We start from the raw sequence: 24,405 nt of genomic DNA on the forward strand, positions 1-24,405 counted from the left end.
GCCTGTACTGCGGTAGCCGGGCAGCGCGTTTTCCTCCTCAGGAATGGCAGCAAAAACCGGGCCGGAACGCACAGAGCGCCAAAAAAACGGCGCAAATGCAGGAATGATTGCGCGAATCGGCAGTCTCATTCGGCACCTGTTTCCACGGATTAGAGCGAACCATCTGGCATGCATATTCATATTTTAGGTATTTGTGGCACTTTTATGGGCAGCCTGGCCCAGCTGGCGGTGGCGGAAGGCCACCGGGTGACCGGTTCTGATGCCAACGTCTACCCGCCCATGAGTACCCAGCTGGAGCGCGCGGGCATTGAGCTGACCGAGGGCTACGACCCCGCACAGCTGGATCCGGCGCCGGACCTGGTGATTATTGGCAACGCGTTGTCGCGGGGAAATCCCGCGGTGGAAGCGGTACTGGAGAAGGGGTTGGCCTACACCTCCGGGGCCCAATGGCTGTGTGACCACTTCCTCGGCGGGCGCTGGGTGCTGGCGGTGTCCGGTACCCACGGCAAAACCACCACCGCCAGTATGCTGGCCTGGGTGCTGGACTATGCGGGTATGGACCCGGGCTTCCTGATCGGCGGCGTGCCGCAGAATTTCGATGTTTCCGCCCGCCTGGGCGGCACCCCGTTTTTCGTGGTGGAGGCGGATGAGTACGACACCGCGTTTTTCGACAAGCGCTCCAAGTTTGTCCACTACCGTCCGCGCACCCTGATTATCAACAATCTCGAATTCGACCACGCGGACATCTTCGATGACCTGGCGGCGATTCAACGACAGTTCCACCACCTGGTGCGCACTGTGCCCGGCTCTGGCCTGATCATTGCCGCGCAGGAAGACGCGGTTACCCAGGTGCTGGAGCAGGGCTGCTGGAGCGAAGTACAGCGCTTCGACGTGGCCAGCGATGAGGATGTGTGCCTCGGCGACTGGTGTGCGGTCAATGTGGCCGCCGACGGCAGCCGGTTTGATGTGCAGCTGGAAGGCAGTACCGTTGCCAGCGTGGCGTGGGAGCAGACCGGGTTGCACAGCGTGAAAAACGGCCTGGCCGTGATGGCGGCTGCCCGTCATGTGGGCGTGGAGCCGGCGGTGGCGGCGGAGGCACTGGGCAAATTCGGCGGGGTGAAGCGCCGTATGGAGTGCCTCGGGGATATCCAGGGAATCCGTGTGTACGACGATTTCGCCCACCATCCCACCGCCATAGAGACCACACTCAACGGCCTGCGAGCCAAGGTCGGCGGGGACAAGGTTATCGCGTTGATTGAACCGCGCTCCAATACCATGCGTATGGGACACCATCAGAACCAGCTGGCGCGCGCCTGCGCCGGGGCCGACCTGGTGCTCTGGTACCAGCCCGAGGGGATGAACTGGTCCCTGGATGAGGTGGTTCACCATTCAACCGTGCCGGCGAAGGTTCTCCACAGTATCGACGCTGCGGTAGAATCCGTGCTCGAACTATCTGCCCCCGGCAGTCACGTTATTGTAATGAGCAATGGTGGCTTCGGCGGCGTACACCAGCGGTTGTTACACGCCCTGGAACAGAAATACGGCAAATAGCCCCGCACAGGGGCGTATATGGATACCTCTTTGGCTGAGCCGACATTCCCCAAAACCGTCACCCTGGCGATAACCGGTGCCTCCGGCGCCCAGTACGGCCTGCGATTGCTGCAGTGCCTGCTGGCGGCGAGGGTGCGGGTGTGGCTGTTACTGTCCGATGCCGCGCGCATCGTGATCGACACCGAAACCCCGGTTTCCCTGCCGGAGGATGAGGCGCGCACGGAAGACTTCCTGCGCGAACTGTACGGTGCCGAACCCGGGCAGTTGGTCCTTTTCGGCAAGCGCGACTGGTTTTCTCCGGTGGCATCCGGCACCGGCGCCGCCAGCAGCCTGGTCATCTGCCCGGCCAGTGGCGGCACGCTGTCATCCATTGCCTGTGGTGCCTCCAACAACCTGATCGAGCGCGCCGCGGATGTTGCACTGAAAGAGCGCCGGCAGTTGATCCTGGTCCCGCGCGAGGCGCCTTATTCGGAAATCCATCTGGAGAACATGCTGAAGCTCACCCGCATGGGTGCGGTGATCCTGCCGGCGAGCCCCGGGTTCTATCAGCGGCCGCAGTCCATCGAGGATCTGGTGGACTTCGTGGTTGCCAGGATTCTGAGCCAGCTGGGCATCGAACAAAGCCTTTTGCCCCCCTGGGGTGAGAGCTGATACGCAGACGCCAGATCAAAAATTATGCAAAATACCGTCACCATTCACTACTGCGTGCAATGTAACTGGATGTTGCGTGCCACATGGATGGCTCAGGAACTGCTGTACACCTTTGCCGATGACCTTGAGCAGGTTGCGCTCAAGCCCGGCAGCGGTGGTGTTTTCGAGATCCACGTGGGCGACACGCTGATCTGGGAGCGCAAGCGCGACGGGGGGTTCCCCGGACCCAAGGAATTAAAACAGAAGGTGCGTGACGTATTGTTTCCGGAACGCGACCTGGGCCACGTGGATAAATAGAAGCCCTGGCCAAAGAATGGCGCTCGCGAACGTGCAGCGCCGCAAGAAGTACATCCCCATTACGAATATAGCGAACTGATTATGCTGTTGGGCTTGAAGACCTGGTACGAGAAACTGGTACTCGGACACCCGAAAACCGTGCTGGCGCTGGTGGCACTGCTCACCATCGCCGCCGCCGCGGGTCTGCCGCGTTTCAAACTGGATGCCTCCGCGGACTCCCTGACCCTGGAGACCGACGATTCGCTGGATTTCTTCCGCGAAATCTCCGAGCGCTACAATTCCGGCGACTTCCTGGTGGTGACCTATCGCTACAAGAAAGGCGACCTGTTCAGCGATGAATCCCTGGCCACCATGCGCCGTCTGCAGGACGAGCTGGCAATGGTGCAGGGCGTTTCCGGCGTGCAGTCGGTCCTGAACGTGCCGCTGCTGTACAGTCCCAAGCAGTCGATTTCCGACGTGGCCGACGGTATCCGCACCCTGTCGTCCCCCGGCGTTGACCGGGAACTTGCGCGCAAGGAGTTCCTGGAAAGTCCCATCTACAAGGATCTGATTCTGAGTCCCGATGGCGAGACAACCGCCATGATGCTCAACCTCGACCTCGACAAAAAGGGCCTGGACCTGGTGCGCGAGCGGGATGCACTGCGTCGCCAGCGCAATAGCGAGGGGCTCAGTGAGGCCGAGGCTCAGCGGCTCGAGGTGGTGAGTGCCGAATACCTCCAGCACCGCACCGCCCAGGAAGCGGCAGCCCGGGATCGGGTAAAAGAAGTTCGGGCAATTCTCGCCCAGTACGATGACAACGCCGAGCTGTTCCTGGGTGGCCTTACCATGATCACCTCGGACATGATCGCGTTTATCGAGAGCGATCTGGTGGTGTTTGGCACGGGCATTCTCGCGTTTATCGTGATCACCCTGCTGCTGATCTTCCGCCAGCCGCGATGGGTGCTGTTACCCCTGGTTACCTGTGTGACCACGGCAGTGATGATGCTGGGTCTGCTGTCCTGGCTGGACTGGCGGTTGACGGTCATCTCCGCCAATTTCGTGGCCCTGCTGCTGATCATTACCCTCGCCATCACCATCCACCTGGCGGTGCGCTACCGGGAGTATTTCGCAGAATACCCGGAATGGGATCGCTTCCAGCTGGCTTCCGCTACCGTCGCGTTCATGGCCAAGCCGTGTCTCTATACCGGTCTCACCACCATGGTGGCTTTCATCTCGCTGGTGGTCAGTGGCATCCGCCCGGTAATCGACTTTGGCTGGATGATGAGTATTGGCGTGACCATGGCGCTGGTTCTGTCGTTCCTGATCCTTCCCGCAAGCCTGATGCTGCTGAAAAAGAGGGATGCAGGGCAGGGCCGAGACAATTCCCACGCGTTTACCCAGGTGTTCTCCCGCTTTGCAGATAACCACAAGGCCGTGGTGCTGGGCGTGGCTGTGATTGCGGCAGTGATCAGTGCCGTAGGGATCAGCCGCCTGAAAGTGGAGAACCGGTTTATCGATTACTTCGATGACTCCACGGAGATTCACCAGGGCATGCTGGTCATCGACCAGCGGCTCGGCGGCACCATCAATCTCGACGTGGTGCTGAACAAGCCCGAGCAGTCCGCACCGGCATTCGAGGGCGAGAGTGACGGGGAAGAAGACCCGTTCGCCGCGGACTTTGGCGGGGATGAAGTGGCTGAGGATGAGGCCGACCCGTTTGCCGCGGAAGACCCGTTCGCTGCGGATGACCCTTTTGCCAGTAGTAGCGAAAGCCAGGCGCCGGATGCCTACTGGTTTACGGTAGCCGGGCTGAACCAGATTGAGCAGCTGCACGACTTCCTCGAGGCGCAGCCGGAAATCGGCAAGGTGCAGTCGCTCGCCACCCTGTACAAGGTGGCGCAGGATCTGAACGATGGCGGCCTGAATGATTTCGAGCTGGCCGTGGCACGCCAGAGCCTGCCGGAGGAGATCAATCAGGTACTGGTCCATCCGTACTGGTCTCCGGAGCAGCAGCAGGCGCGGATTACCATGCGCGTGATTGAATCGGATCCGGACCTGAGCCGGGATGAGTTGATCCGTCGTATTTACGCGTTCGCGGAAAATGACATGGGTATTGCCGCGGAGGATATCCGCCAGACCGGTATGCTGGTGCTGTACAACAATATGTTGCAGAGCCTGTTCAAGTCCCAGATTTTGACCCTGGGGGCGGTGTTTGCGGGCATCCTGTTGATGTTCCTGGTGCTGTTTCGCTCCCTTTGGCTGGCGGTAATTGCACTGGTACCGAATATGCTGGCGGCCTGTGTGGTACTGGGTGGAATGGGGCTGGCAAATATTCCGCTGGACATGATGACCATTACCATTGCGGCGATCACCGTGGGTATCGGCGTGGATCACGCGATTCACTACCTGTACCGTTTCCGCGAAGAGTTTGCCAAAGATGGCGATTACGTGGCGACCATGCACCGCAGCCACGCAACCATCGGCCGCGCGATGTTCTATACCGCAATCACGATCATTGCCGGCTTTTCGATCCTGGCCCTGTCCAAGTTTGTACCTTCGATCTACTTCGGCCTGCTGACGGCACTGGCCATGTCGGCGGCGCTGCTGGGCTCGCTGACGTTGCTGCCGCTGTTGCTGGTGTTGATCAAGCCGCTGCCGAAACCTGAGGGGGAATCCCAGCCGGGAAAGCCGGCGACGGTGGCTGAGGCGTGCACTGGCTGATAGCGCAGACCAACCCCATCAGGTTTTAATCGTTTGATTTATCGGGCCCGCGGATTCAATCCCCGGGCCCGATTTTTTCTCCAGCGCCAGTTGCCTTCTAGTCTTATGGAATAGCTAAACCGGATTAACCCGAGAAGTGGATGGATGATGCAGAAAAGCCGTGTTGCGATTCTGATTCCCGGTATCTTTGACCGGGGCAAGTCAATGTTGCGTATGCAGCATGCTCTGGGAGAAGCGGGTTTTGTCGCGCGCACAATCAAGCTGAAAACCAACAGCGGCTGGTATGGGATGGAGCCCATGGCCAGGCAGTTGCGCGACCTGGTGGAGGAGGTTAATGGGAGCGGGGAAACATGCGCGCTGGTGGGATTCAGCATGGGGGGCATAGTGGCGCGTTACTATCTGCAAAGGCTGGGCGGCGCGGAAAGGGTGCACAAGTTTATTGCGCTCTCCAGTCCGCATTTTGGCAGTCTGTGGGCGCACCTGCTGCCCTACAAAGGCGGGCGCCAGTTGCGTATCGGCAGCGAGTTCCTCGATAACCTGAATCGAGATGCGCAAGTGCTTGAAGGGGTCGCCCCGGTATCCATCTGGACGCCTTATGACGCTACCATCGTACCCCACACCAGTTCCCGCCTCCCTGTAGGCAATACTTACCAGGTGCCGGTCAGTCTTCACCGCTGGGTTCCGCAGAATCCAGCGGTGATAAAAATCGTACGCAATGAACTGACCGAGGCGCTTGAGGGTGGGGGTTCCCGCTAGCCCGATCAACTCTCCTGCATAAAAAAGTCACGCAGATAGCGGAAGAGTTTCCGCTGGTTTGTCGGCGCTTTTTTATTGGCGATTTCCTTGTTGGCTTCGCGAATCAGTGTGCGCACTTGTTGATGGTCGGCGCCGGGGTATGCATCAAAGAATGCGCTCTGGGCCTCTTTGCCCTGAGTCAGAAAGCGTTCCCGCCATTCCTCCGCCATGCGGTCGAAGCGCAGGTGCAGGTGATCCTGTTCCTTGTGCTTTTCCAGTACGGCTTCGATGGCCTCGACATCCGCCTTGCGCATCAGTTTGCCTATGTACTGCAGCTGGCGACGCCGCGCCTCGCGGGACTTGATCCGGTGCATGGTGGCGATTGCTTCGCTCAGAACAGCGTCCATGGGGACTTCTGCCAGTTTTGCGGCATTCAGTTCCGTCAGTTGTTTGCCCAGCGCCTGCAGCTGGTGCATCTCTTCCTTGACCTGGGTTTTGCTCTTCGGCAGGTCGTCTTCAAATTCTTCGAAATCGTCGGAATTGTGCATGTAATGTCTCTGAAAAGTTTGCTCGCCGGGCCTGTATCAGGCAAAGAAGAGGGTGGCGAGACCAAGAAATGACATAAAGCCCACCACATCGGTCACCGTGGTCAGGGCGACACCTCCGGCCAGGGCCGGGTCGATACGCATGGCGCGCAGGGCAACCGGCAGTATGGCGCCGGCAAACGCGGCCGTGATCAAGTTAATGACCATGGCTGCAATGATAATCAGGGCAATGCGGGTATCCCCAAACCAGAGTGCGGCGATACCACCCATGACCGCAGACCACAGCATCGCATTCAGCGCCCCGGAACCCAGCTCTCGGGAGAGCAGCCAGCTCAGGTTGCTGCGACCCACCTGTCCCAGGGCCATGCCGCGGATCACTACCGTCAGTGTCTGGCTACCTGCTACACCGCCCATACTGGCGACTATCGGCATTAGCACCGCCAGGGCTACGACTTTGTCGATGGTGTCCTGAAACAGATTGATGACCCACGAGGCCAACAGTGCGGTGAGCAGGTTTATCCCCAGCCACACGGCTCGGCGCGGTGCGGTGCGGATCACCGGGGCAAAGGTGTCCTCTTCCTCGTCCAGGCCCGCGAGGCTCATCAGCGAGTGGTCGGCATCTTCGCGGATCACGTCCACCACGTCATCGATGGTGATACGGCCCAGCAGGCGCTTGCCCTCGTCCACCACCGGGGCCGTAATCCAGTCGTACTTGGCGAACAGTTGGGCGACTTCATCGTCCGGCATTTGTGCGGGAATCGGCTCCACATCCGTGATCATCACCTCGCGCACGGTGACCGAGGGATCGGTTGTGAGCAACTTGGTGAGCGGTAGCAGGCCGATAAACCGACCCTGCCGGTTGACCACAAAGAGGTTATCGGTGGACTCGGGTAGTTGTTCGTGACGTCGCAGATAGCGCAGCACCACGTCCAGGTGCAGATTGGGGCGGACGGACACGATGTCCGTGTCCATCAGGCCGCCGGCGGTTTCCTCGTCGTAGGCCAGTACGCTTTCCACCCGCTGGCGGTCGTGCTCGCTCATGGCGGAGAGCACTTCCCCCATTACCCGTTCGGGTAACTGCTGGAGAATGTCGGCCACATCGTCCGCATCCAGCCCCTCCATGATGGCCACCATTTCTTCGGTGTCCATAGTGGCGAGAATCTGGCTCTGTACATCGTCAGTGAGTTCCTGCAGGACCTCACCTTCTACTTCGCGGTCGATCAGCTCCCACAGAACCCGGCGAATACGCGGCGGGGAGCTTTCCAGCAATTGCGCAATGCTCTGGGGGGACAGGGAGTGCAACATACGCTGCACTTCGCGCCCGGTGCCGCTATCCAGCGCTGCATACAGCTCGCCGAGCTGATTCTGGGCGCGGAATTTGAAGTCGGCATTGACGGGTTTAGGCACAGAGTTACCTGCTGACTGCGAGCACTTTGAGGGGCGGTATTATACCGGGTGAAGGGCGGAGAGTGGCTACTCGTCCTATTCGCCTTCACCGAACCGGTCGTTGATCAGTGCACAAATAGTCTCGTGTGCGAGGTCTTCGTCGCGGCCGCAAATCTCCAGCTCTAGCTCCACGCCTTTACCTGCGGCCAGTAGCATCAGCGCCATCACACTCTTGCCATCGACGGCCTTGCCCTGGCAGTGCACTTTGACTTCGGAAGAGAAGCGCGCGCTGGTCTGGGCAAACTTGCTGGCGGCGCGGGCGTGTAGCCCGAGCTTGTTGATGATGGTGATGCGGCTTTTTTGCATGGACGGTTTTCTTCCGGGGGGAGCGGGGCTCGTTACTTCTGTTGTTCGCGATGGCGAATCTGGATGTTTTCAAACTGGCTGGCAAAGGTTTTGGCCAGCTGTTCCACCATATACACGGAGCGATGACGGCCGCCGGTACAGCCGATGGAGACCGAGGTGTAGCTGCGGTTGCTCTGTTGATAAGAGGGTAGCCAGCGCTCGAGGAAGCTGGTGATATCCCGCTGCATGTCCTCGGTTTCCTGGTGTGAGCGCAGGAATTCCGCCACCTCCGGATCCTGACCGGTCTTATTGCGCAACTCGGCGACCCAGTAAGGATTGGGCAGGCAGCGCAGATCGAAAACCAGATCCGCATCCACCGGCACACCGTGCTTGAAGCCGAAGGACTGGAACAGGATGGCCATGCCGGGGGAGTCTTTACCCACAACGCGGGATTTCACCTGATCGCGCAACTGATGCAGGCTGAGACTGCTGGTATCGATAACCAGGTCTGCCATGGCTGCGAGGGGCGCGAGCAGCTCTTTCTCGCGGTTGAGCGCCTCAAGCAAGTGGGTGCGGCTGTCGCTCAGGGGGTGTTTGCGGCGGGTCTCACTGAATCGCTGTACCAGCACCGGGGAGCGCGCATCCAGATAGATGACGTCACAGTCAATTCCGCTCTCGCGCAGATCGTTGATGACCTTGGGCGCCTGGCGTACGTCGTGCCACAAATTGCGCGCATCGATACCGAGCGCCAGCTGGGTATTTTCCTGGGGGGGCTGATCTGTTACCCGGCGGATGAGTTCCGGCAACAGGCTCGCGGGGAGGTTATCGATGCAGTTGAAACCCACATCTTCCAGCAATTGCAGTGCGGAGCTTTTACCGGAGCCGGAGCGGCCGCTGATTATGACCAGGCGCATGAAACAAGCACTCCTTGCTGATTCCGGGCGCTTTGCTGCGCGACCGGAATGGCTAACTTGGGCTGGTCATCCGGCGACGGAAACTTGCCGGATGCGTGCGTTGGCTATTATGCCGCGGCGGCGCTGTTGATTGCCAGTGCGTACAGCTCGTCACTGGTGCTGGCTTCGCGGAGTTTTTCACGCACCCGGCTGTCGCTGAATAGCGCGGCGATCTGCGCCAGGGTCTCGAGGTGCTCCTGTTCCGAGTCCTCTGGCACTAACAGGGCAAACAGAAGGTCCACAGGCTGGCGGTCGATGGCATCAAAGTCCACCGCAGGGGAGGTTGTGCACAGCACACCAATGGGCTTTTCACAGCCGGGCAGGCGGCAGTGCGGGATGGCAACACCCTCACCAATACCGGTGGAGCCGAGGCGCTCCCGGGCTACCAGCTGGTTGAAAACGGTATCGGAATCCAGATCGGGGTATTGTTCTGAAATCGCCTGGGCGATGTTGAGTAATAGCTTTTTCTTGCTACTCCCCGCCAGGTGGCAAAGGCTCAGGCGGGGAGAGAGTAGTGCGTCCAATGTCATAACTTACTGATGATCTAGCGGTACAGGCCAGCCGGTAACCTGATTGTGTTACGACTAGCGGTGACTGCGTAACTTTTCTTTGTGTTTCAGCAGCTGCCGGTCGAGTTTGTCGGCGAGAGAATCAATCGCCGCGTACATATCTTCCGATTCCGAATCTGCAAACACATCCTTGCCATTCACGTGAACCCGCGCTTCGGCTTTCTGGATGAGTTTGTCGACGGAAAGTATGACCTGTGTATTGGTGATCAGGTCGTGGTGGCGGGAGAGCTTGTCCAGTTTGGTCAGGCAGTAATCGCGAATGGCCGGAGTTACGTCAACATGATGGCCACTGATATTGATCTGCATGGATTTCTCCTCATCGGGTGCAACACAATTTGGCAGCACCCCCGCACAGGGCGGCAACCCTACTAGGAAGTGCGCCAGAATGGAAGGATACACTCAATGTCGGTGCATTGGTCGCTCAGAAAATGATCGCGGGAGGGTTGCAGTGCCCCGGCTTTGTGACCTGACTGGTTAAACCAGTCGTTTTCGCTCGCTGGAGGAGGGGATTCCCATGGATTCCCGGTATTTCGCCACCGTGCGTCGGGCCACCTTGATTCCCTGTGAATCCAGCTCCTGGGTGATCTTGTTGTCCGACAGGGGCTTGCGCGGCTGCTCGGCGTCGATCAGCTTGCGGATCAGTGCGCGGATGGCAGTAGATGAGGCATCCTCGCCGGAGTCGGTGCTGACATGGCTCGAGAAGAAGTACTTGAGCTCGAACACACCGCGTGGGGTGAGCATGTACTTCTGGGTGGTTACCCGGGAAATGGTGGATTCGTGCATGCCGATGGTTTCGGCAATGTTCGCCAGCACCATGGGTTTCATGGCCTCCGGTCCCAGTTCGAAAAATCCCTGCTGCTTTTCCACGATACAGCTGGCGACCTTGAGCAGGGTCTCGTGGCGGCTCTGCAGACTTTTCAGGAACCAGCGCGCCTCCTGCAGGTTGTCGCGCAGGTAGTTGTTCTCGCTGGAGTTGTCGGCGCGCTTGATCAGCGATGCATAGGCGTCGTTGATGCGTAGCTTGGGCGTTGTTTCGGGGTTAAGTTCCACCACCCAGCGCTGCTGTCTACGGCTCACGATGACGTCCGGCACCACATACTGGGGCTCTTCGCCGCCAAAAGCCTCGCCGGGGTAGGGCGTGAGGGTCTGGATCAGGCGCATGACTTCGCCCAGCTGGGATTCGCTGAGGCGGGTGCGGCGGCTCAGTTGGCGAAAGTCCCGTTTCCCCAGCAGGTCCAGGTGTTGGTCCACCACGATCAATGCCTGGGGCAACCACGGTGTTTCCGTCGGTTGTTGGCGCAGCTGAAGCAGCAGGCTCTCGCGCAGGTCACGGGCGCCACAGCCCACCGGCTCAAACTGCTGGATGGTTTTCAGGACCGCGAGAACCTCGTCGATTTCGACTTCGAGGGCCTCGGCCATTTCGTCCAGGTCTGAATCCAGGAAACCGTTGGGGGCAATGGCGTCGATCAGTGACTCGCCGATCAGCTTGTCGCCATCGGTTAGCGGAGTGAGATTGAGCTGCCACAGCAGGTGATCCTGCAGGCTCTCGGATACCGCGTTGCGGTGTTCGAGGGCGAAGTCTTCCCCGTCGCCGCCGGTGTAGCTGCCGCCGGTATAGATGTCGTCCCAGCGGGTATCCACCGGTAGGTCATCCGGGATCTCGCTGTTCCAGTCGCCATCGGCAGTGGACTCGTTCTTGGCCTCGAGGGCGCTCTCGCGCTCGGCGGCTTCGCGCTCCTGGCCTTCGGAGCTGGCGGGGGTGTTCTGATCCTGGTGTGTCTCGCCGGCGTGCTCGTCAAAGTCCGATTCCAGTAGCGGATTGCTGTCGAGCGCCGACTGGATTTCCTGTTGCAGGTCCAGGGTCGACAGCTGCAGCAGGCGAATGGCCTGTTGCAGCTGGGGCGTCATCGTCAGCTGGGTACCGAGTTTTAACTGGAGTGACTGCTTCATAAGGGGGTATGCCGGCAGAATTATCTGGCGTTGGTGCGCTGTACAGAATCTGTATCTGTTACGGCGGCGTAAAGCTCATTTCCTGCAGACTACCCCGGGGCAAATCGGAACACAAGAGGCAGGTTAAGCAATAAGTGTGCCGAAACGACTTTTGCTTCTGGTTGTGCCGGTATTATTTGTGATGGCTGTCTAGGATTGCGGGGGATTGAGCAGATGGATCCCCCGGATTTGGGTCAAATGGTGAACTCGTGTCCCAGATATACGTCTTTCACCTGCTTGTTCGCAGCGACGTCTTTGGGGTTGCCTGAGGCGATAATATGCCCTTCGCTGACGATGTAGGCGGTTTCGCAGATATCCAGGGTCTCGCGCACGTTGTGATCGGTGATCAGCACGCCGATACCTCGATCCCTCAGGTGGCGGATGATTTGCTGGATGTCATTGACCGAGATGGGGTCTACCCCGGCGAAAGGTTCGTCGAGCAGGACGAAGGCGGGGTTGGTGGCGAGTGCGCGCGCAATCTCGACGCGACGGCGCTCACCGCCGGACAGGGCCATACCCAGGCTGTCTCGGATGTGGGTGATATGGAATTCTTCCAGCAGTGCTTCCAGCTGCTGCTGGCGCTGGCTGCGGTTCAGGTCCTTGCGCGTCTCGAGGATGGCAAGGATGTTGTCGGCTACCGACAGGCGACGGAATACCGAGGCTTCCTGCGGCAGGTAGCCGATACCTTTGCGTGCGCGGCCATGCATCGAGTAGCCGGTAATGTCTTCATCGTCGATCAGCACCTGCCCGGCATCCGCTTGGACCAGGCCGGCGATCATGTAAAAGCAGGTAGTCTTGCCGGCACCGTTGGGGCCGAGCAGGCCGACGACCTGACCGCTGGAAACGCTCACGGAAACGTCCTGAACGACTTTGCGTTTCTTGTACTGCTTGGCGAGGTGTAACGCTTTGAGCGTCGGCATGTTGCAATCCGGTATCTGTAGGGCCGCTGTGGGCGGTCCGCTTGTTGAATATTGTGTGTCGGGCTGGCGGCGCTTACTGGTCGTTTTGTGCCGGTTTGGATTCCGGTTTCCAGATCATTTCTACCCGCTTCTGTTCTGACTGTCCCTGGGCTTGCATTTGCTCGCTATTGAGGTCGTAGTCGATGCGCTCGGCAGACAGGGTGTTGCCATCGCGGTCGACAAACGCTTCTCCGGTGAGTTGCAGGGCGTCGCTGCTGACCAGAAATTCGATGCGTTTGGCGCGCGCCTTGACCGGGGTGGTGCTTTCCTCAACCTGCTGCTGGAAGTGTGCAGGCTTGCCGGTGGCAACCACCTTGTTGATTTCACCTTTGGTATTGCCGTGCACCTCTACGCGGTCGGCGCGGATCTGCAGGGAGCCCTGGCTGATCACCACGTTGCCGCTGTACACCGACAGATTCTTGCTGCGATTGGCTTCCAGTTTGTCCGCGGAAACCTTGACCGGTTGTTCCCGGTCATTGGGCAGGGCCTGACTGTTGGCAGCAAATAGCAGTGTGGCGATCAGTGTCGCACAGGCTGCGCGGGCGATACTGCGCGCCGCAGGGTGGGTCGAGTTATTTGGCTTCATAGCTGCTTTCCACTTCAGACAGGATTTCTACTTTGTCTTTTTTCAGGTCGGCGCGCAGGCCTTTGCCTGTGGTGCGGTTCGGCCCGTCGGTAATGGTAACGCGTTTATTCGTCTCGGCGAATTCTTCGCGCGGCTTGATCGTAATGCTGGGGGTGCGCAGGGTAATACCCGGTTCCGGTAATTCCCGGATCGAGACATCGCCGCGCAGCACCACGCGCTGGCCGTTGTTGTAGGCCACGCCGGAGCGGGATTCCGTGCGCCAGCGGGAATCTTCGCCCTGATAGAACATCATGCGTGGCTCGGTGAGGTCAGCGCGGTCGCGGCGCGCGAACTGGAAAAAGGTTACGCGCTCGGCGTCCACTTCGTAGGCGAGTGTGCCCCCGGCGCTGAAATGGCGCGTGCGGGCGTTCCTGATGATGAGGTCCGCGGCCTTGTTGTGTTCCTGTTGGGTGGGGCGCTTGCCCATCAACTGCTCGGGCGGGCTTTCGGTAAACCACAGCCCGAGGGAGATGAGGGTGACAACAATGACCAGGGGTAGCCAGGTGCGCATTCGTTTTTCGTTTCCTTGAGTGGACAGCCAATTTCAGTTGGCCGCTCATTTAGTCTTCGCTGTGGCCTGTTGGTTCAGGCGATGGCGCTACGGACTACCTGTCGCCGTCGGCGAGGTAGGGTGCCAGTGCCGCGTTGAAGGTGTCCTGAGCATGCATGATCCGGTCGCACACTTCGCGTACCGCACCCATACCCCCGCTCCGCTCGGTGACAAACAGCGCGCGTTCGAGTACCGGTGGTGCCGCATTGGGGACCGCGATCGGGCAGCCCACCCGTGTCATCACTTGCAGGTCTGGATAGTCGTCCCCCATGTAGGCGATGTGCTGCATATCGTAGGGCTCGTTCGCGAACAGCTCCAGAAACGCCGTGTACTTGTCTTCCCGGCCCTGGATCAGACGGGTAATACCCAGGTCGTGCGCGCGCTTTTCCACCAGGGAGCTGCGTCGGCCGGTAATGATGGCCACGGCGACACCGGATTGCTGCAGCATCTTGATGCCGTGGCCATCCAGGGTGTGGAAGGTTTTCAGTTCGTTTCCATGGTTGTCGAAATACAGTCGGCCGTCGGTAAGCACGCCGTCCACGTCGAGGATCAAGTGGCGCACCCGGCTCAGTTTGTCGCGGATGTCCTGTTCTGTGTGCGGTTGCTGCTGGTTCACGGGGTGTCCCTTCTATCTATATAGCTATCGTTTTGTGCAGGTATCTGTACGCCCGGGTGCGAGGCTTGCGAGAGCCGGGTCAGATGACTCCGGCGCGCAAGATGTCGTGCATATGCAGGAGTCCGATGGGGTGGTGTTCAGGATCCTCAACGACCAGTGCCGTGATCTTGTTGTCCTCCATGATACGCAGCGCCTCTGCAGCGAGGGTGTGGGCACTGACCGTTTTGGGGCGGCGGCTCATCACCTGGTCCATGGTGGCGCTATCCAGCTCCTGCTTCTGGTCGATCACCCGGCGCAGGTCACCGTCGGTGAATACCCCCAGCAGCCGGCCATCGCTGTCGACCACGGTTGTCATGCCAAAGCCTTTGCTGGTCATCTCCAGCAGCGCTGTGGAAAGTGGCGTTTCCGGCGCTACCTGGGGTAATTCGTCGCCGGCGTGCATGACATCTTCCACTTTCAGCAGCAACTGGCGACCCAGTGCGCCTCCCGGGTGGGAAAACGCGAAGTCCTCGGCGGTAAAGCCGCGCGCTTCCAGCAGTGCCACCGCGAGTGCATCGCCCATCACCAGGGTGACCGTGGTCGAAGAGGTGGGGGCCAGGTTGAGCGGGCAGGCTTCGGTGTCGACGGCGATGTCGAGGTTCACATCGGCGGATTGCGCCAGCGGTGAGTCCGGCTTGCCGGTCATGCTGATCATGGGGATGCCGAGGCGTTTGAGCAGGGGCAGCAGGGTAAGCACTTCTGCGGAGGAACCAGAGTTGGAAATCGCGATGACCAGGTCCTGGCGGGTGATCATGCCCAGGTCGCCATGGCTCGCCTCGCCCGGATGGACAAAGAAGCTGGGGGTGCCGGTGCTGGCGAGGGTGGCGGCAATCTTGCGGCCTATATGGCCGGACTTGCCCATGCCGGATACGATCACGCGGCCCTTGCAGGACAGGATCAGTTCACATGCCCGTTTGAAATCGTCGCCGATACGGGCTTCCAGGGCAGCCACTGCCTCGGTCTCCATGGAGATGGTGCGGCGTCCGGCCTCAATGATCAGATCTGTTCCCATAGTAAATCTCGCCTGGGTTCGCTGGGGCGGGGCCCGTGAGAGTTGGCCTCGCTGCAGTTCAGTTTAGAGAAGCGTTGTCGTTTCAGGGCGCTGGCTTGTGGCGGTTCTTCTCCGCTGCCCCGTGGGCTGACGTGCTAACCTTTTAATGTCGGTCGCGCCGCAAATATCGTTGCGCAGCTAGACTCGGTAAGCGCTGATGGGATCCTGTTTTGGCCTGACCGCCTGGTTTGCCGATTCATCCCGGCTGCAACCATCGAGCCGGCGGATTGCGGGCGGGGGAGTGCGACCGCTCAGCATGGCGATAGTGACCCAGTGCCGCTTGTCCGAAGCGCCGCCATGGTATAGTTTGCCGCCGCTATTGTCAGCTACCGAGAAAGACCGAACGGGAAATCGGTCACTCCAGCCCACCAGCGAAAAATTTCGGCGTCGCCACGACACTTTTTCTTGTGGCGAGTATCCAAGGGACGAATTGCCAATGGGAGATATTCTGTGAGAACGCCCGCCATGACCATCCAAGCCCGTAAATCTGATCAGCGGATTACCGCCCGCGTTCGGGCATTGTTATCCGTTTTCTTGCTGTGTTGCGTGGCACCATTTGCCTCAGCGTCGCAGAACCCCTACACCGTGATCGAAGGGGTCTCCAACGAGCTGCTGGGCGTGATCCGCAGCGAGGGGAAAAGCGTTAACTCCAACCCGCAAGGGTACTACTCGGCTGTCGATCGGGTACTGGCACCGGTAGTGGATTTCGACTTTATCGCCCGCGGTGTGATGGGTAAGTACGCCAAGCAGGCGACCCCAGCCCAGCGCGCCAAATTTGCCAGTGCTTTCCGTCGCGATCTGGTGGCGACATTTGCCCGGGGTGTTGCCACTTTCGGCAATATGGACGTGAAAGTGCTGAATCCGGGGTCCGCCCCGAGCGGTAATCGGGTCAATGTACTGCAGGAAGTGCGCAGTAAAGAGGGTGTTACCAAGGTCTCTTATACCCTCGTTCGCAATCGCAGTGGTCAGTGGAAGCTGATTAACGTGATTCTGAACGGCGTCAACCTGGGTAAAACCTTCCGCGGCCAGTTCTCTCAGGCCATGCAGACGAACGGCGGCGATATCGACAGAGTCATTGCCAGCTGGTCTGCAGCGGACAAAGTGGGTTGATGTGCCCGAATGCGTGAGAATACGTAAGGGCCCGGCACAGTCGCGAGAATGGCGGCTGCGCCGGGTTACTTATTCCAGTACACTTGCGCGCTTTTAACACGACTGTAAGCCCCATCTATGCAACCAGATCAGATCAAAGCCCTGATTGAAGGGCAAATCCCCGGAAGCCAGGTTGAAGCGTCTTTCGAGGGCAGCCACCTCCAACTGACGGTTATCAGCGAAGCGTTCAATGGCCTGAGCCGGCTCAAGAAGCAGCAGCTGGTGTACGGAGCACTGTCCGAAAAGATCGCCGATGGCACCCTGCACGCCGTGCAGATGAAAACCCTTACGCCCGAAGAAGCCGGCGAATAAATGTAGTCCGGACACAAACCTGGTTTGTGTCCAGTTTTTTGCTCCGCAATGGGAAACCAGATCGAATGGACAAGCTGATTATCGAAGGGGGCAGCCCCATTTCCGGAACGCTAAAAATTTCCGGGGCCAAGAATTCTGCGTTGCCGATTTTGGCAGCAACGCTGTTGGCTGATGGGCCGGTGCAGATTCACAATCTCCCACACCTCAACGATATCACCACCATGATCACCCTGTTGCGGTGCATGGGAACTGAAGTCACGATTGACGAAAAGCTGGGGGTGGAAATCGATCCACGCTCGGTCAATGACCTGACGGCGCCCTACGAGCTGGTGAAGACCATGCGCGCCTCAATCCTGGTGCTTGGGCCACTGCTGGCCCGTCACGGGGTGGCAAATGTCTCTTTTCCCGGTGGCTGTGCCATTGGTAGCCGTCCGGTCGATATCCACCTCAAGGGCCTCGAGGCCATGGGGGCGGAAATCACCATTGATGAAGGATTTATCCGTGCCCGCAGCAATGGCCGCCTGAAGGGCGCCAATATTGTGATGGAAAAGGTCACGGTCGGCGGTACCGAAAACCTGCTGATGGCGGCGGCTCTGGCCGAGGGTACCTCGGTGTTGCACAACGCCGCACGTGAACCTGAAATCGTCGACCTGGCGGAATTCCTGATGGCCATGGGTGCGCAGATCGAGGGCGCTGGCACTGATACCATTCGTGTGCACGGGGTACCGCGCCTGGCTCCCTGTTCCTACACCGTCATGCCCGACCGGATCGAAACCGGTACCTTCCTGGCCGCTGCCGCAGCAGCGCGCGGCAAGGTGCGTCTGACTCATACCCGTGCGGATATCCTCGACGCGGTGCTGGTGAAGTTTGAAGAGGCCGGGGCCCATATCAGTATCGGTGATAACTGGATCGAGCTCGATATGAAGGGCAATCGACCCAAGGCGGTCAGTTTCCGCACCGCACCATACCCGGCTTTTCCGACCGATATGCAATCCCAGTTTACCGCCATGAATGCGGTGGCTGAAGGCAAGGGCACGGTGGTGGAAACCATCTTCGAGAACCGCCTGATCCAGGTGCACGAACTCAATCGCATGGGTGCAAATATTATCCTCGAGGGTAATACCGCGATTGTTACCGGCGTTGAAAAACTGACGGGGGCTCCGGTAATGGCCTCGGACCTGCGCGCTTCTGCCAGTCTGGTTATCGCCGGTATGGTCGCCGAGGGGACAACCATCGTGGATCGTATTTATCATATTGACCGTGGCTACGAGTGTATCGAAGAGAAGCTGCAGCAGCTGGGTGCCAATATCCGTCGCGTCCCTGGCTGATAGTCAGTTTTGCGGGGGCTATATGTTTCCCGTCTAGGTTTATTCTAGATTTTTATTGGCGCAGCTGTCTCTGAGCCGATAAGCTCCCGCGAGCATTGGGGGCTAGCCTCTTTCTTCCGGCCCGGCACTTGCCGGGCGCATCAGATAATCATAATCGTTATGCAGATCACCATTGCCCTGACCAAGGGGCGTATTCTCAAAGAAACGCTGCCGCTGTTGGCTGCCGCTGGCCTCGAGCCATTGGAAGACATTGCCAAAAGCCGCAAGTTGATTTTCCCTACCAACCAGGAAAATGTGCGCCTGCTGATTTTGCGTGGCTCGGATGTGCCGACTTATGTTCAGCACGGTGCCGCGGATATGGGTGTGGCCGGCAAGGACAATCTGCTGGAGCATGACGACAGCAATATCTATGAGCCGCTTGATCTGAATATTGCGCGCTGTCGCCTGATGACCGCCGGTATCAAGGGGGCCGCGCTGCCCAGTGGCCGTATCAAGGTGGCAACCAAGTTTGTGCAATCTGCCAAACAGTATTACGCGGCCCAGGGGCGTCAGGCGGATATCATCAAGCTGTACGGCGCGATGGAGCTGGCACCGCTGATGGATCTTGCGGATGAAATCGTGGATATCGTGGATACCGGAAATACCCTCAAGGCAAACGGCCTTGAGGCGCGGGACCATATTGCCGATATCAGCAGCCGCCTGATTGTTAACAAGGCCTCCATGAAAATGAAATACAGTGCGATCAGTGCGCTGATCGAGCAGCTGGCGCAGGCGGTAAACGCGCAGAAAGCCGACTGAGCCCATTCCGCAAACGCATCTTCGATCGAACGACTATGAATGAATTTTCCATCCGCCGGCTGGATGCCGGAAACCCGGGCTTTTCCGCAGAGTTGGACCGTCTCCTCGATTGGGAGTCAGTGGCGGACCAGCAGGTAGAGACTGCGGTTGCCGATATCCTGAAGCAGGTAAAGGTGCGCGGTGATGCGGCCGTTATCGAATACACCAACCGCTTTGATCGGCGCAGCCTGCAATCCGCGGCCGATTACTGCCTGGATAAAGCCCAGCTGCACGCCGCGCTGGAGCGTATTACCGCCGACAGCCGCGCGTCGCTGGAACTGGCAGCCAAGCGGGTGCGGGATTATCACGAGCACCAGTTGCAGTCGTCCTGGCAGTACCAGGAAGCCGACGGTACGGTCCTCGGTCAGCAGATTACCCCCATGGAGCGCGTGGGTATCTACGTGCCCGGAGGCAAGGCCAGCTACCCATCCTCTGTACTGATGAATGCCATTCCAGCAAAAGTGGCGGGTGTGGATGAAATCCAGATGGTGGTGCCCGCACCGGATGATCAGCTGAATGATCTGGTGCTCGCCGCTGCCGCCATCGCCGGGGTGGATCGGGTGTTTACCATTGGTGGGGCGCAGGCAGTTGCCGCGTTGGCCTACGGTACAGAAACCGTTGCGCAAGTGGACAAGATTGTTGGTCCGGGGAATATATTTGTCGCCTCGGCCAAGCGCGCAGTGTTTGGTCAGGTAGCCATCGATATGATTGCCGGTCCATCCGAGATTCTGGTGATCTGCGACGGCAAAACCGATCCTGACTGGATTGCCATGGACCTGTTGTCGCAGGCGGAGCACGATGAGCAGGCGCAGTCCATCCTGTTGTGCCCGGATGCATCCTTCCTGGATGCGGTGGAAGCTTCACTGCAAAAACTGCTGCCGACGCTTTCCCGGGAGGCGATCGCGGGTCGCTCCCTGGCTGATCGCGGCGCGCTGATCCTGGTGCGGGATCTCGAGCATGCCGTTGAAGTGGCCAATCGTGTTGCGCCGGAGCATCTTGAGGTATCCGTAGATCAACCGGAGCAGTATTTGCCAAGTATCCGCAACGCGGGTGCCATCTTCCTGGGGCGGTATACCGCGGAGGCGCTTGGGGATTACTGCGCGGGGCCCAACCACGTGTTGCCCACCAGTGGCACCGCGCGTTTTTCTTCGCCACTCGGGGTGTACGATTTCCAGAAGCGCAGCTCGGTCATCTACTGTTCGCCACAGGGTGCGGACACGCTTGGGCGCGTTGCTTCAGTATTGGCGCGGGGAGAGGGGCTTGAGGCTCACGCTAGATCTGCGGAATATCGGGTGGCGGAAGAGGGTTGATTGTCGCTTCTGGCTGTCAGCCCGACGTAGACAGGTAAAGTGCTAAAGCCGCGGTCCCGACCGCGGCTTTTTTGTTTGTCGCCCTGCCCGCGATTCAGGGGGCGGGTGAGGCGGGAATTTTGGTCGCCTGCCAGGCTACCGCGCGCCACTGGCCGTCGCGCTTGATAAATGTGCCGGTATTGAAATATTCGCTTTCCGGAGCGCTTGGGGTGCCACTGTTGGCTGCTGGTGCCGCTTCTGCGATCAGCCGAAACGCCACTATGGCAGTCTCATCAAACAGTCGAATATCGGTATCTTCAGCGCGATACCGAACACCGTTGGATTCGGCCTTCTCCCCCTCTTTTACCTCGCTCTTTGCGGAGCGCATGCCTTCGATAATCTTCTGCTTGCCGAACCGCTGCCCGCTGGAGCTGGTGTAGATCAGGTCTTCCGCCCAGAAGCGCTGGTGAACCCGGATATCGCTCGCGGCACCGGACAGGAACTGGTCGAGCAGGGCCTTCAGTTCGGCGTGGTCGTCGGTCTCGGCGCTGGCGGTACCGGTGAGTAGTGCGAGCAGCAGTGGAAACCACAGTGTTTTCAGCATGATCAAACCCTTCCGTGTATTTATAGATACTTGTTTTCGTTTCCCGGGTGGGCATTAACTTCCGGGGTTAGTCCCTGGCTTGGGGCTGCGGTTTCTCCGAAACCGTGGCCTGGGTGGTGCGCACCTCGCGGTCGCGGATATAGGTGATGTTGACCACTTCCCCGGGCCTCAGGGTAGCCATGGCGGCGACACCGTGCTTGCCGTCATTGATCGGATCCCCATTGATATGGGTGATCACATCGCCCGGTTTGAGGCCCGCCAGGGCGGCCGGTCCCTGATTGTAAGTGGCGGTGATGATGACACCGTTGGTGGAGGCCAGGTTGAATGAACGCGCCAGTTGTGGGGAGAGGGTCTGGGCCTCGATACCGAGCCAGCCGGGAACCACGCGGCCGAATTCGATGATGTCCTGCATGATCTTGAGAGCAATATTGGCTGGGATCGCGAAGCTGATACCGCCGGTGGAGCCGCTCTGGTTGAGGATCGAGGTGTTGATACCCAGCAACTTTCCGTAGGCGTCTACCAGTGCGCCGCCGGAGTTGCCCGGGTTAACCGCGGCGTCGGTCTGCAGGAAATTCTGCAGGTAGCTGCCGTTGCCGGTACTCGCGAGGTCGCGCCCGGTCGCACTGATAATCCCCTGTGTGACCGTCTGGCCCACACCGAAGGGGTTGCCAATAGCGAGCACCACGTCTCCCACCTGGGCTTTGTCCGGGTCGCCCACTTCAATGGCGGTAAGGCTGTCCAGTTCGACTCTGAGCACCGCCAGGTCAAAATCCGCATCCGAGCCCACCAGCTTTGCCTGTGCTTCGCGCCCGTCCGCAAGTACCACTGCAATTTCTTCTGCCCCGGAGACAACGTGATAGTTGGTCAGAATGTAACCGTCCGCATTGACGATCACCCCGGAGCCCAGATTGGACTGCATCCGCTCCTGTTGCGGCAGGTTCATGTTATCCAGCAGGCGTCGGTACAGGGGGTGGTTATAAAGTGGGTGCCTGCGTTGGGACACAACCTTGCGGGTGAAAATGTTGACTACCGCCGGGCCGGCCAGATTGACCGCGCTGGCATAGGATACCGGGCCCTGGAAGCTTCCCACCGCGGGCACTTTCTCGGTCTGGCCCCGCAGGTGGGGGAACAGCAGCAGTAGCGCTGCGGCCACCGCGAGACCGATAAGGGCTGGTATGGCCCAGTCTTGCAAGAAACGTTGTAATGACACAGGGACTCCTTGATTTGGGGCCATTATACGTCTTTGAGTTCTGGTGTCCTCACCAAGCGTTCTAAGCTACAGCCCCATTGGTGCTTGGTGTCAGCGTTGGAATTCGTATAATGTGGCGCTCAAAAATTTGATCCAATAATCTGTAACCAATCTCAGGAGTTCCGAATGTCCCTGGTTCGCCCACACGGCAGTGTCGAGCTGCAGCCCCGCTTTGTTTACGACAGTGAGCGCCATCATCAGCTGATGCATGAGGCGGAATCCCTGCCGTCGATCGTGGTCAGCTCCGCCGCCGCGGCCAATGCCGTGATGCTGGGGGCTGGTTACTTCAACCCGCTGCACGGTTACATGAACCTGGCCGATACCCTGAGTGTTGCAGAGACCCTGCGCACGGTAGACGGCCTCTTCTGGCCGGTGCCGGTGGTCAATATGGTGGAAGACACTTCCGCTATCGCTGGCGCCAAGCGTATCGCACTGCGCGACCCCAATGTAGAGGGCAATCCGGTGCTGGCGGTGATGGATGTGGAAGCCATTGAAACCGTCAGCGACGAGCAGGTAAACACCATTGCCGAGCACGTGTTCGGCACCCTGGACGATGCCCACCCGGGCGTGGCCACCTTCAAGGGCGCCGGTCGTCAGCTGATTTCCGGCCCGATCGAGGTGCTGAACTTCAGCTACTTCCAGGCGGATTTCCCGGATACCTTCCGTACCGCGGTAGAAATCCGCAATGAATTCGTTGAGCACGGCTGGAGCAAGGTTGTTGCCTTCCAGACCCGCAACCCGATGCATCGCGCTCATGAAGAGCTGTGCAAAATGGCGCTGGAAGCTGTAGAAGCGGATGGTGTGCTGATCCACATGCTGCTGGGTCAGCTGAAGCCGGGCGATATCCCCGCGCACGTACGTGACGCTGCGATCCGCAAAATGGTGGAAGACTACTTCCCCAAGAATACGGTGATGGTGACCGGTTACGGTTTTGACATGCTGTACGCTGGCCCGCGCGAAGCGGTGCTGCACGCGGTGTTCCGTCAGAACTGCGGCTGCAGCCACCTGATTGTTGGTCGCGACCACGCCGGTGTGGGCGACTACTACGGTGCGTTCGATGCCCAGACCATTTTCGATGAGAAAGTGCCAGAGGGCGCGCTGGAGATCGAGATCTTCCGTGCGGACCATACTGCCTACTCGAAGAAGCTGAATCGGGTTGTGATGATGCGCGATGTGCCGGATCACACCAAAGAGGACTTTATCCTGCTGTCCGGCACCAAGGTGCGTGAGATGCTGGGTAACGGTATCGCGCCGCCCCCGGAGTTCTCCCGCCCGGAAGTGGCACAGATCCTGATGGACTACTACCAGAGCCTGTAATTCTCTGGAAGCAGACACAAAAAAGGCGGGGTAGACCCCGCCTTTTTTGTGTCTGCAGTTTCGGCTGCCGGCCTGTGGCAGACAGCCTGAGCTTGTGGCTCAGCGGTTGACCGCGTCCTCTGTGGGTGGCGGGGTAACCGCGGGCGATGGCGCCTGGGCCTCTTTTTCCAGCCCGTAGTCTTCTGACAGAGTGCCTTTGGCCCCCGGCTCCTTCGGAGCCCAGTCGCGAGGTGGCAGTACGCTGAGGTTTTCGTCGTTGTCGCTCAGCTGGCCGCTGCCGGCCTCCAGCATCTGGCGACCGATATCCTGACTGGAAAGGCGCATGGCACTGTTGGCGAGATATTCGTGAACATCTTTGTAGCTCTGGGTCAGGTTGTGAACCAGTTGGGCTGTCTGGTCAAAGTGTTCATTTACCTCCAGCTGGAAGTCCTCCAGCTTGGTGTTCGCTTCTTTCAGGCGCAGTTCCAATTCCTGGGTGCGGTCGATGTTCTGGCGGCTGCGGGTAGCCAGAAAGGCCAGCAGGGCTCCGAGTGCGAGGCCGAATACGCCGACCAGAATTAAAACCGAAGTTGAGTGCACGTTACTTCCTCCTCAAGATAAATAGTGGCACCGGCCATCCATGACGGTGACCCTATTATACGCAATTACCCCGCGCGCGCCCCGTCCGGGTTTGTGTCAACGCGTGACGGATTTGGTAAAGTGCGCGCCATTGTGCCGGTATCCGGCCTTTCCAGCGGCTTTGGGGTTGTGTGCCCCCCG

At 59.3% G+C, this 24,405-nt stretch carries 26 protein-coding genes; 11 read left to right on the forward strand and 15 right to left on the reverse strand.

The features are described 5' to 3' along the window. Window positions 1–168 precede the first annotated feature (168 nt). The 5 genes from mpl to ACONT6_RS04065 all read left to right on the forward strand — a co-directional run bounded on the left by mpl (window position 169) and on the right by ACONT6_RS04065 (window position 5,955). Window positions 169–1,551 (forward strand): UDP-N-acetylmuramate:L-alanyl-gamma-D-glutamyl-meso-diaminopimelate ligase, encoded by a 1,383-nt coding sequence (gene mpl, locus ACONT6_RS04045; RefSeq protein ID WP_428820533.1) that lies wholly within the window; start codon window positions 169–171, stop codon window positions 1,549–1,551. A gap of 18 nt (window positions 1,552–1,569) precedes the next feature. After that, window positions 1,570–2,202, forward strand: a complete 633-nt coding sequence (locus tag ACONT6_RS04050; protein ID WP_428820534.1) for a flavin prenyltransferase UbiX — start codon at window positions 1,570–1,572, stop codon at window positions 2,200–2,202. Window positions 2,203–2,226: 24 nt separating this feature from the next. After that, window positions 2,227–2,499, forward strand: coding sequence for a SelT/SelW/SelH family protein (locus ACONT6_RS04055; RefSeq protein ID WP_181253913.1), 273 nt, complete (start codon window positions 2,227–2,229; stop codon window positions 2,497–2,499). A gap of 81 nt (window positions 2,500–2,580) precedes the next feature. Then, window positions 2,581–5,199, forward strand: coding sequence for an efflux RND transporter permease subunit (locus ACONT6_RS04060; protein WP_428820535.1), 2,619 nt, complete (start codon window positions 2,581–2,583; stop codon window positions 5,197–5,199). 144 nt (window positions 5,200–5,343) lie between these two features. Next, complete coding sequence (locus ACONT6_RS04065; RefSeq protein ID WP_428820536.1) at window positions 5,344–5,955, forward strand: lipase family alpha/beta hydrolase; 612 nt, start codon at window positions 5,344–5,346, stop codon at window positions 5,953–5,955. A gap of 5 nt (window positions 5,956–5,960) precedes the next feature. Here ACONT6_RS04065 and yjgA read toward each other — a convergent pair whose 3' ends face one another. The 12 genes from yjgA to ACONT6_RS04125 all read right to left on the reverse strand — a co-directional run bounded on the left by yjgA (window position 5,961) and on the right by ACONT6_RS04125 (window position 15,522). Then, a complete protein-coding gene (gene yjgA / locus ACONT6_RS04070) occupies window positions 5,961–6,482 on the reverse strand; it encodes a ribosome biogenesis factor YjgA (protein WP_428820537.1) in 522 nt (173 codons plus the stop codon). 36 nt (window positions 6,483–6,518) lie between these two features. Next, window positions 6,519–7,886, reverse strand: a complete 1,368-nt coding sequence (mgtE, locus tag ACONT6_RS04075; protein ID WP_428820538.1) for a magnesium transporter — start codon at window positions 7,884–7,886, stop codon at window positions 6,519–6,521. Between the two features lie 75 nt (window positions 7,887–7,961). Continuing rightward, window positions 7,962–8,231, reverse strand: coding sequence for an HPr family phosphocarrier protein (locus tag ACONT6_RS04080; protein WP_181253909.1), 270 nt, complete (start codon window positions 8,229–8,231; stop codon window positions 7,962–7,964). A 32-nt stretch (window positions 8,232–8,263) separates the two neighbouring features. Beyond that, window positions 8,264–9,124 (reverse strand): RNase adapter RapZ, encoded by an 861-nt coding sequence (gene rapZ, locus ACONT6_RS04085; RefSeq protein ID WP_428820539.1) that lies wholly within the window; start codon window positions 9,122–9,124, stop codon window positions 8,264–8,266. 107 nt (window positions 9,125–9,231) lie between these two features. Continuing rightward, on the reverse strand, window positions 9,232–9,693 hold the full coding sequence (gene ptsN, locus ACONT6_RS04090) for a PTS IIA-like nitrogen regulatory protein PtsN (protein ID WP_428820540.1): 462 nt from the start codon (window positions 9,691–9,693) through the stop codon (window positions 9,232–9,234). A gap of 54 nt (window positions 9,694–9,747) precedes the next feature. Continuing rightward, window positions 9,748–10,038, reverse strand: a complete 291-nt coding sequence (gene hpf / locus ACONT6_RS04095) for a ribosome hibernation-promoting factor, HPF/YfiA family (RefSeq protein WP_078085758.1) — start codon at window positions 10,036–10,038, stop codon at window positions 9,748–9,750. 168 nt (window positions 10,039–10,206) lie between these two features. Then, window positions 10,207–11,682, reverse strand: a complete 1,476-nt coding sequence (locus tag ACONT6_RS04100) for an RNA polymerase factor sigma-54 (RefSeq protein ID WP_428820541.1) — start codon at window positions 11,680–11,682, stop codon at window positions 10,207–10,209. A gap of 233 nt (window positions 11,683–11,915) precedes the next feature. Beyond that, window positions 11,916–12,641, reverse strand: a complete 726-nt coding sequence (lptB, locus tag ACONT6_RS04105) for an LPS export ABC transporter ATP-binding protein (protein ID WP_428820542.1) — start codon at window positions 12,639–12,641, stop codon at window positions 11,916–11,918. A 73-nt stretch (window positions 12,642–12,714) separates the two neighbouring features. Then, on the reverse strand, window positions 12,715–13,266 hold the full coding sequence (gene lptA, locus ACONT6_RS04110) for a lipopolysaccharide transport periplasmic protein LptA (protein ID WP_428820543.1): 552 nt from the start codon (window positions 13,264–13,266) through the stop codon (window positions 12,715–12,717). After that, entirely contained in the window at window positions 13,253–13,816 is a 564-nt protein-coding gene (gene lptC, locus ACONT6_RS04115; RefSeq protein ID WP_428820544.1) for an LPS export ABC transporter periplasmic protein LptC, read from the reverse strand. The genes lptA and lptC overlap by 14 nt, the downstream gene beginning before the upstream one ends. Window positions 13,817–13,910: 94 nt before the next feature. After that, window positions 13,911–14,471 (reverse strand): KdsC family phosphatase, encoded by a 561-nt coding sequence (locus ACONT6_RS04120; protein ID WP_428820545.1) that lies wholly within the window; start codon window positions 14,469–14,471, stop codon window positions 13,911–13,913. A 79-nt stretch (window positions 14,472–14,550) separates the two neighbouring features. After that, complete coding sequence (locus tag ACONT6_RS04125; protein ID WP_428820546.1) at window positions 14,551–15,522, reverse strand: KpsF/GutQ family sugar-phosphate isomerase; 972 nt, start codon at window positions 15,520–15,522, stop codon at window positions 14,551–14,553. Between the two features lie 585 nt (window positions 15,523–16,107). Between ACONT6_RS04125 and ACONT6_RS04130 the strand changes: the two genes are divergently transcribed. The 5 genes from ACONT6_RS04130 to hisD all read left to right on the forward strand — a co-directional run bounded on the left by ACONT6_RS04130 (window position 16,108) and on the right by hisD (window position 20,497). Next, complete coding sequence (locus tag ACONT6_RS04130) at window positions 16,108–16,671, forward strand: MlaC/ttg2D family ABC transporter substrate-binding protein (RefSeq protein WP_428820547.1); 564 nt, start codon at window positions 16,108–16,110, stop codon at window positions 16,669–16,671. 117 nt (window positions 16,672–16,788) lie between these two features. Next, the gene (locus tag ACONT6_RS04135; protein WP_181253901.1) at window positions 16,789–17,022 is read left to right on the forward strand and encodes a BolA family protein; all 234 of its coding nucleotides are present in this window, start codon (window positions 16,789–16,791) and stop codon (window positions 17,020–17,022) included. Window positions 17,023–17,087: 65 nt separating this feature from the next. Next, entirely contained in the window at window positions 17,088–18,350 is a 1,263-nt protein-coding gene (gene murA / locus ACONT6_RS04140) for a UDP-N-acetylglucosamine 1-carboxyvinyltransferase (protein ID WP_428820548.1), read from the forward strand. Between the two features lie 159 nt (window positions 18,351–18,509). Then, a complete protein-coding gene (gene hisG / locus ACONT6_RS04145; protein ID WP_181253899.1) occupies window positions 18,510–19,148 on the forward strand; it encodes an ATP phosphoribosyltransferase in 639 nt (212 codons plus the stop codon). A 35-nt stretch (window positions 19,149–19,183) separates the two neighbouring features. Continuing rightward, a complete protein-coding gene (gene hisD, locus ACONT6_RS04150; RefSeq protein ID WP_428820549.1) occupies window positions 19,184–20,497 on the forward strand; it encodes a histidinol dehydrogenase in 1,314 nt (437 codons plus the stop codon). A gap of 94 nt (window positions 20,498–20,591) precedes the next feature. Here hisD and ACONT6_RS04155 read toward each other — a convergent pair whose 3' ends face one another. Both ACONT6_RS04155 and ACONT6_RS04160 read right to left on the reverse strand, forming a co-directional pair. Continuing rightward, entirely contained in the window at window positions 20,592–21,080 is a 489-nt protein-coding gene (locus ACONT6_RS04155; RefSeq protein ID WP_428820550.1) for a nuclear transport factor 2 family protein, read from the reverse strand. A 67-nt stretch (window positions 21,081–21,147) separates the two neighbouring features. Next, window positions 21,148–22,290 (reverse strand): S1C family serine protease, encoded by a 1,143-nt coding sequence (locus tag ACONT6_RS04160; RefSeq protein ID WP_428820551.1) that lies wholly within the window; start codon window positions 22,288–22,290, stop codon window positions 21,148–21,150. A 165-nt stretch (window positions 22,291–22,455) separates the two neighbouring features. On the opposite strand from ACONT6_RS04160, the gene sat reads away from it, so the two are divergent. After that, entirely contained in the window at window positions 22,456–23,646 is a 1,191-nt protein-coding gene (sat, locus tag ACONT6_RS04165) for a sulfate adenylyltransferase (protein WP_428820552.1), read from the forward strand. A 99-nt stretch (window positions 23,647–23,745) separates the two neighbouring features. Here the strand turns inward: sat and ACONT6_RS04170 are convergent, their stop codons facing one another. Beyond that, window positions 23,746–24,225 carry a YhcB family protein gene (locus ACONT6_RS04170; protein ID WP_181253895.1) on the reverse strand — a complete coding sequence of 160 codons (480 nt, stop codon included), beginning with the start codon at window positions 24,223–24,225 and terminating at the stop codon, window positions 23,746–23,748. Between the last annotated feature and the right edge of the window lie 180 nt (window positions 24,226–24,405).

This window comes from Microbulbifer sp. MCCC 1A16149, assembly GCF_050368945.1.
Classification (GTDB): domain Bacteria; phylum Pseudomonadota; class Gammaproteobacteria; order Pseudomonadales; family Cellvibrionaceae; genus Microbulbifer.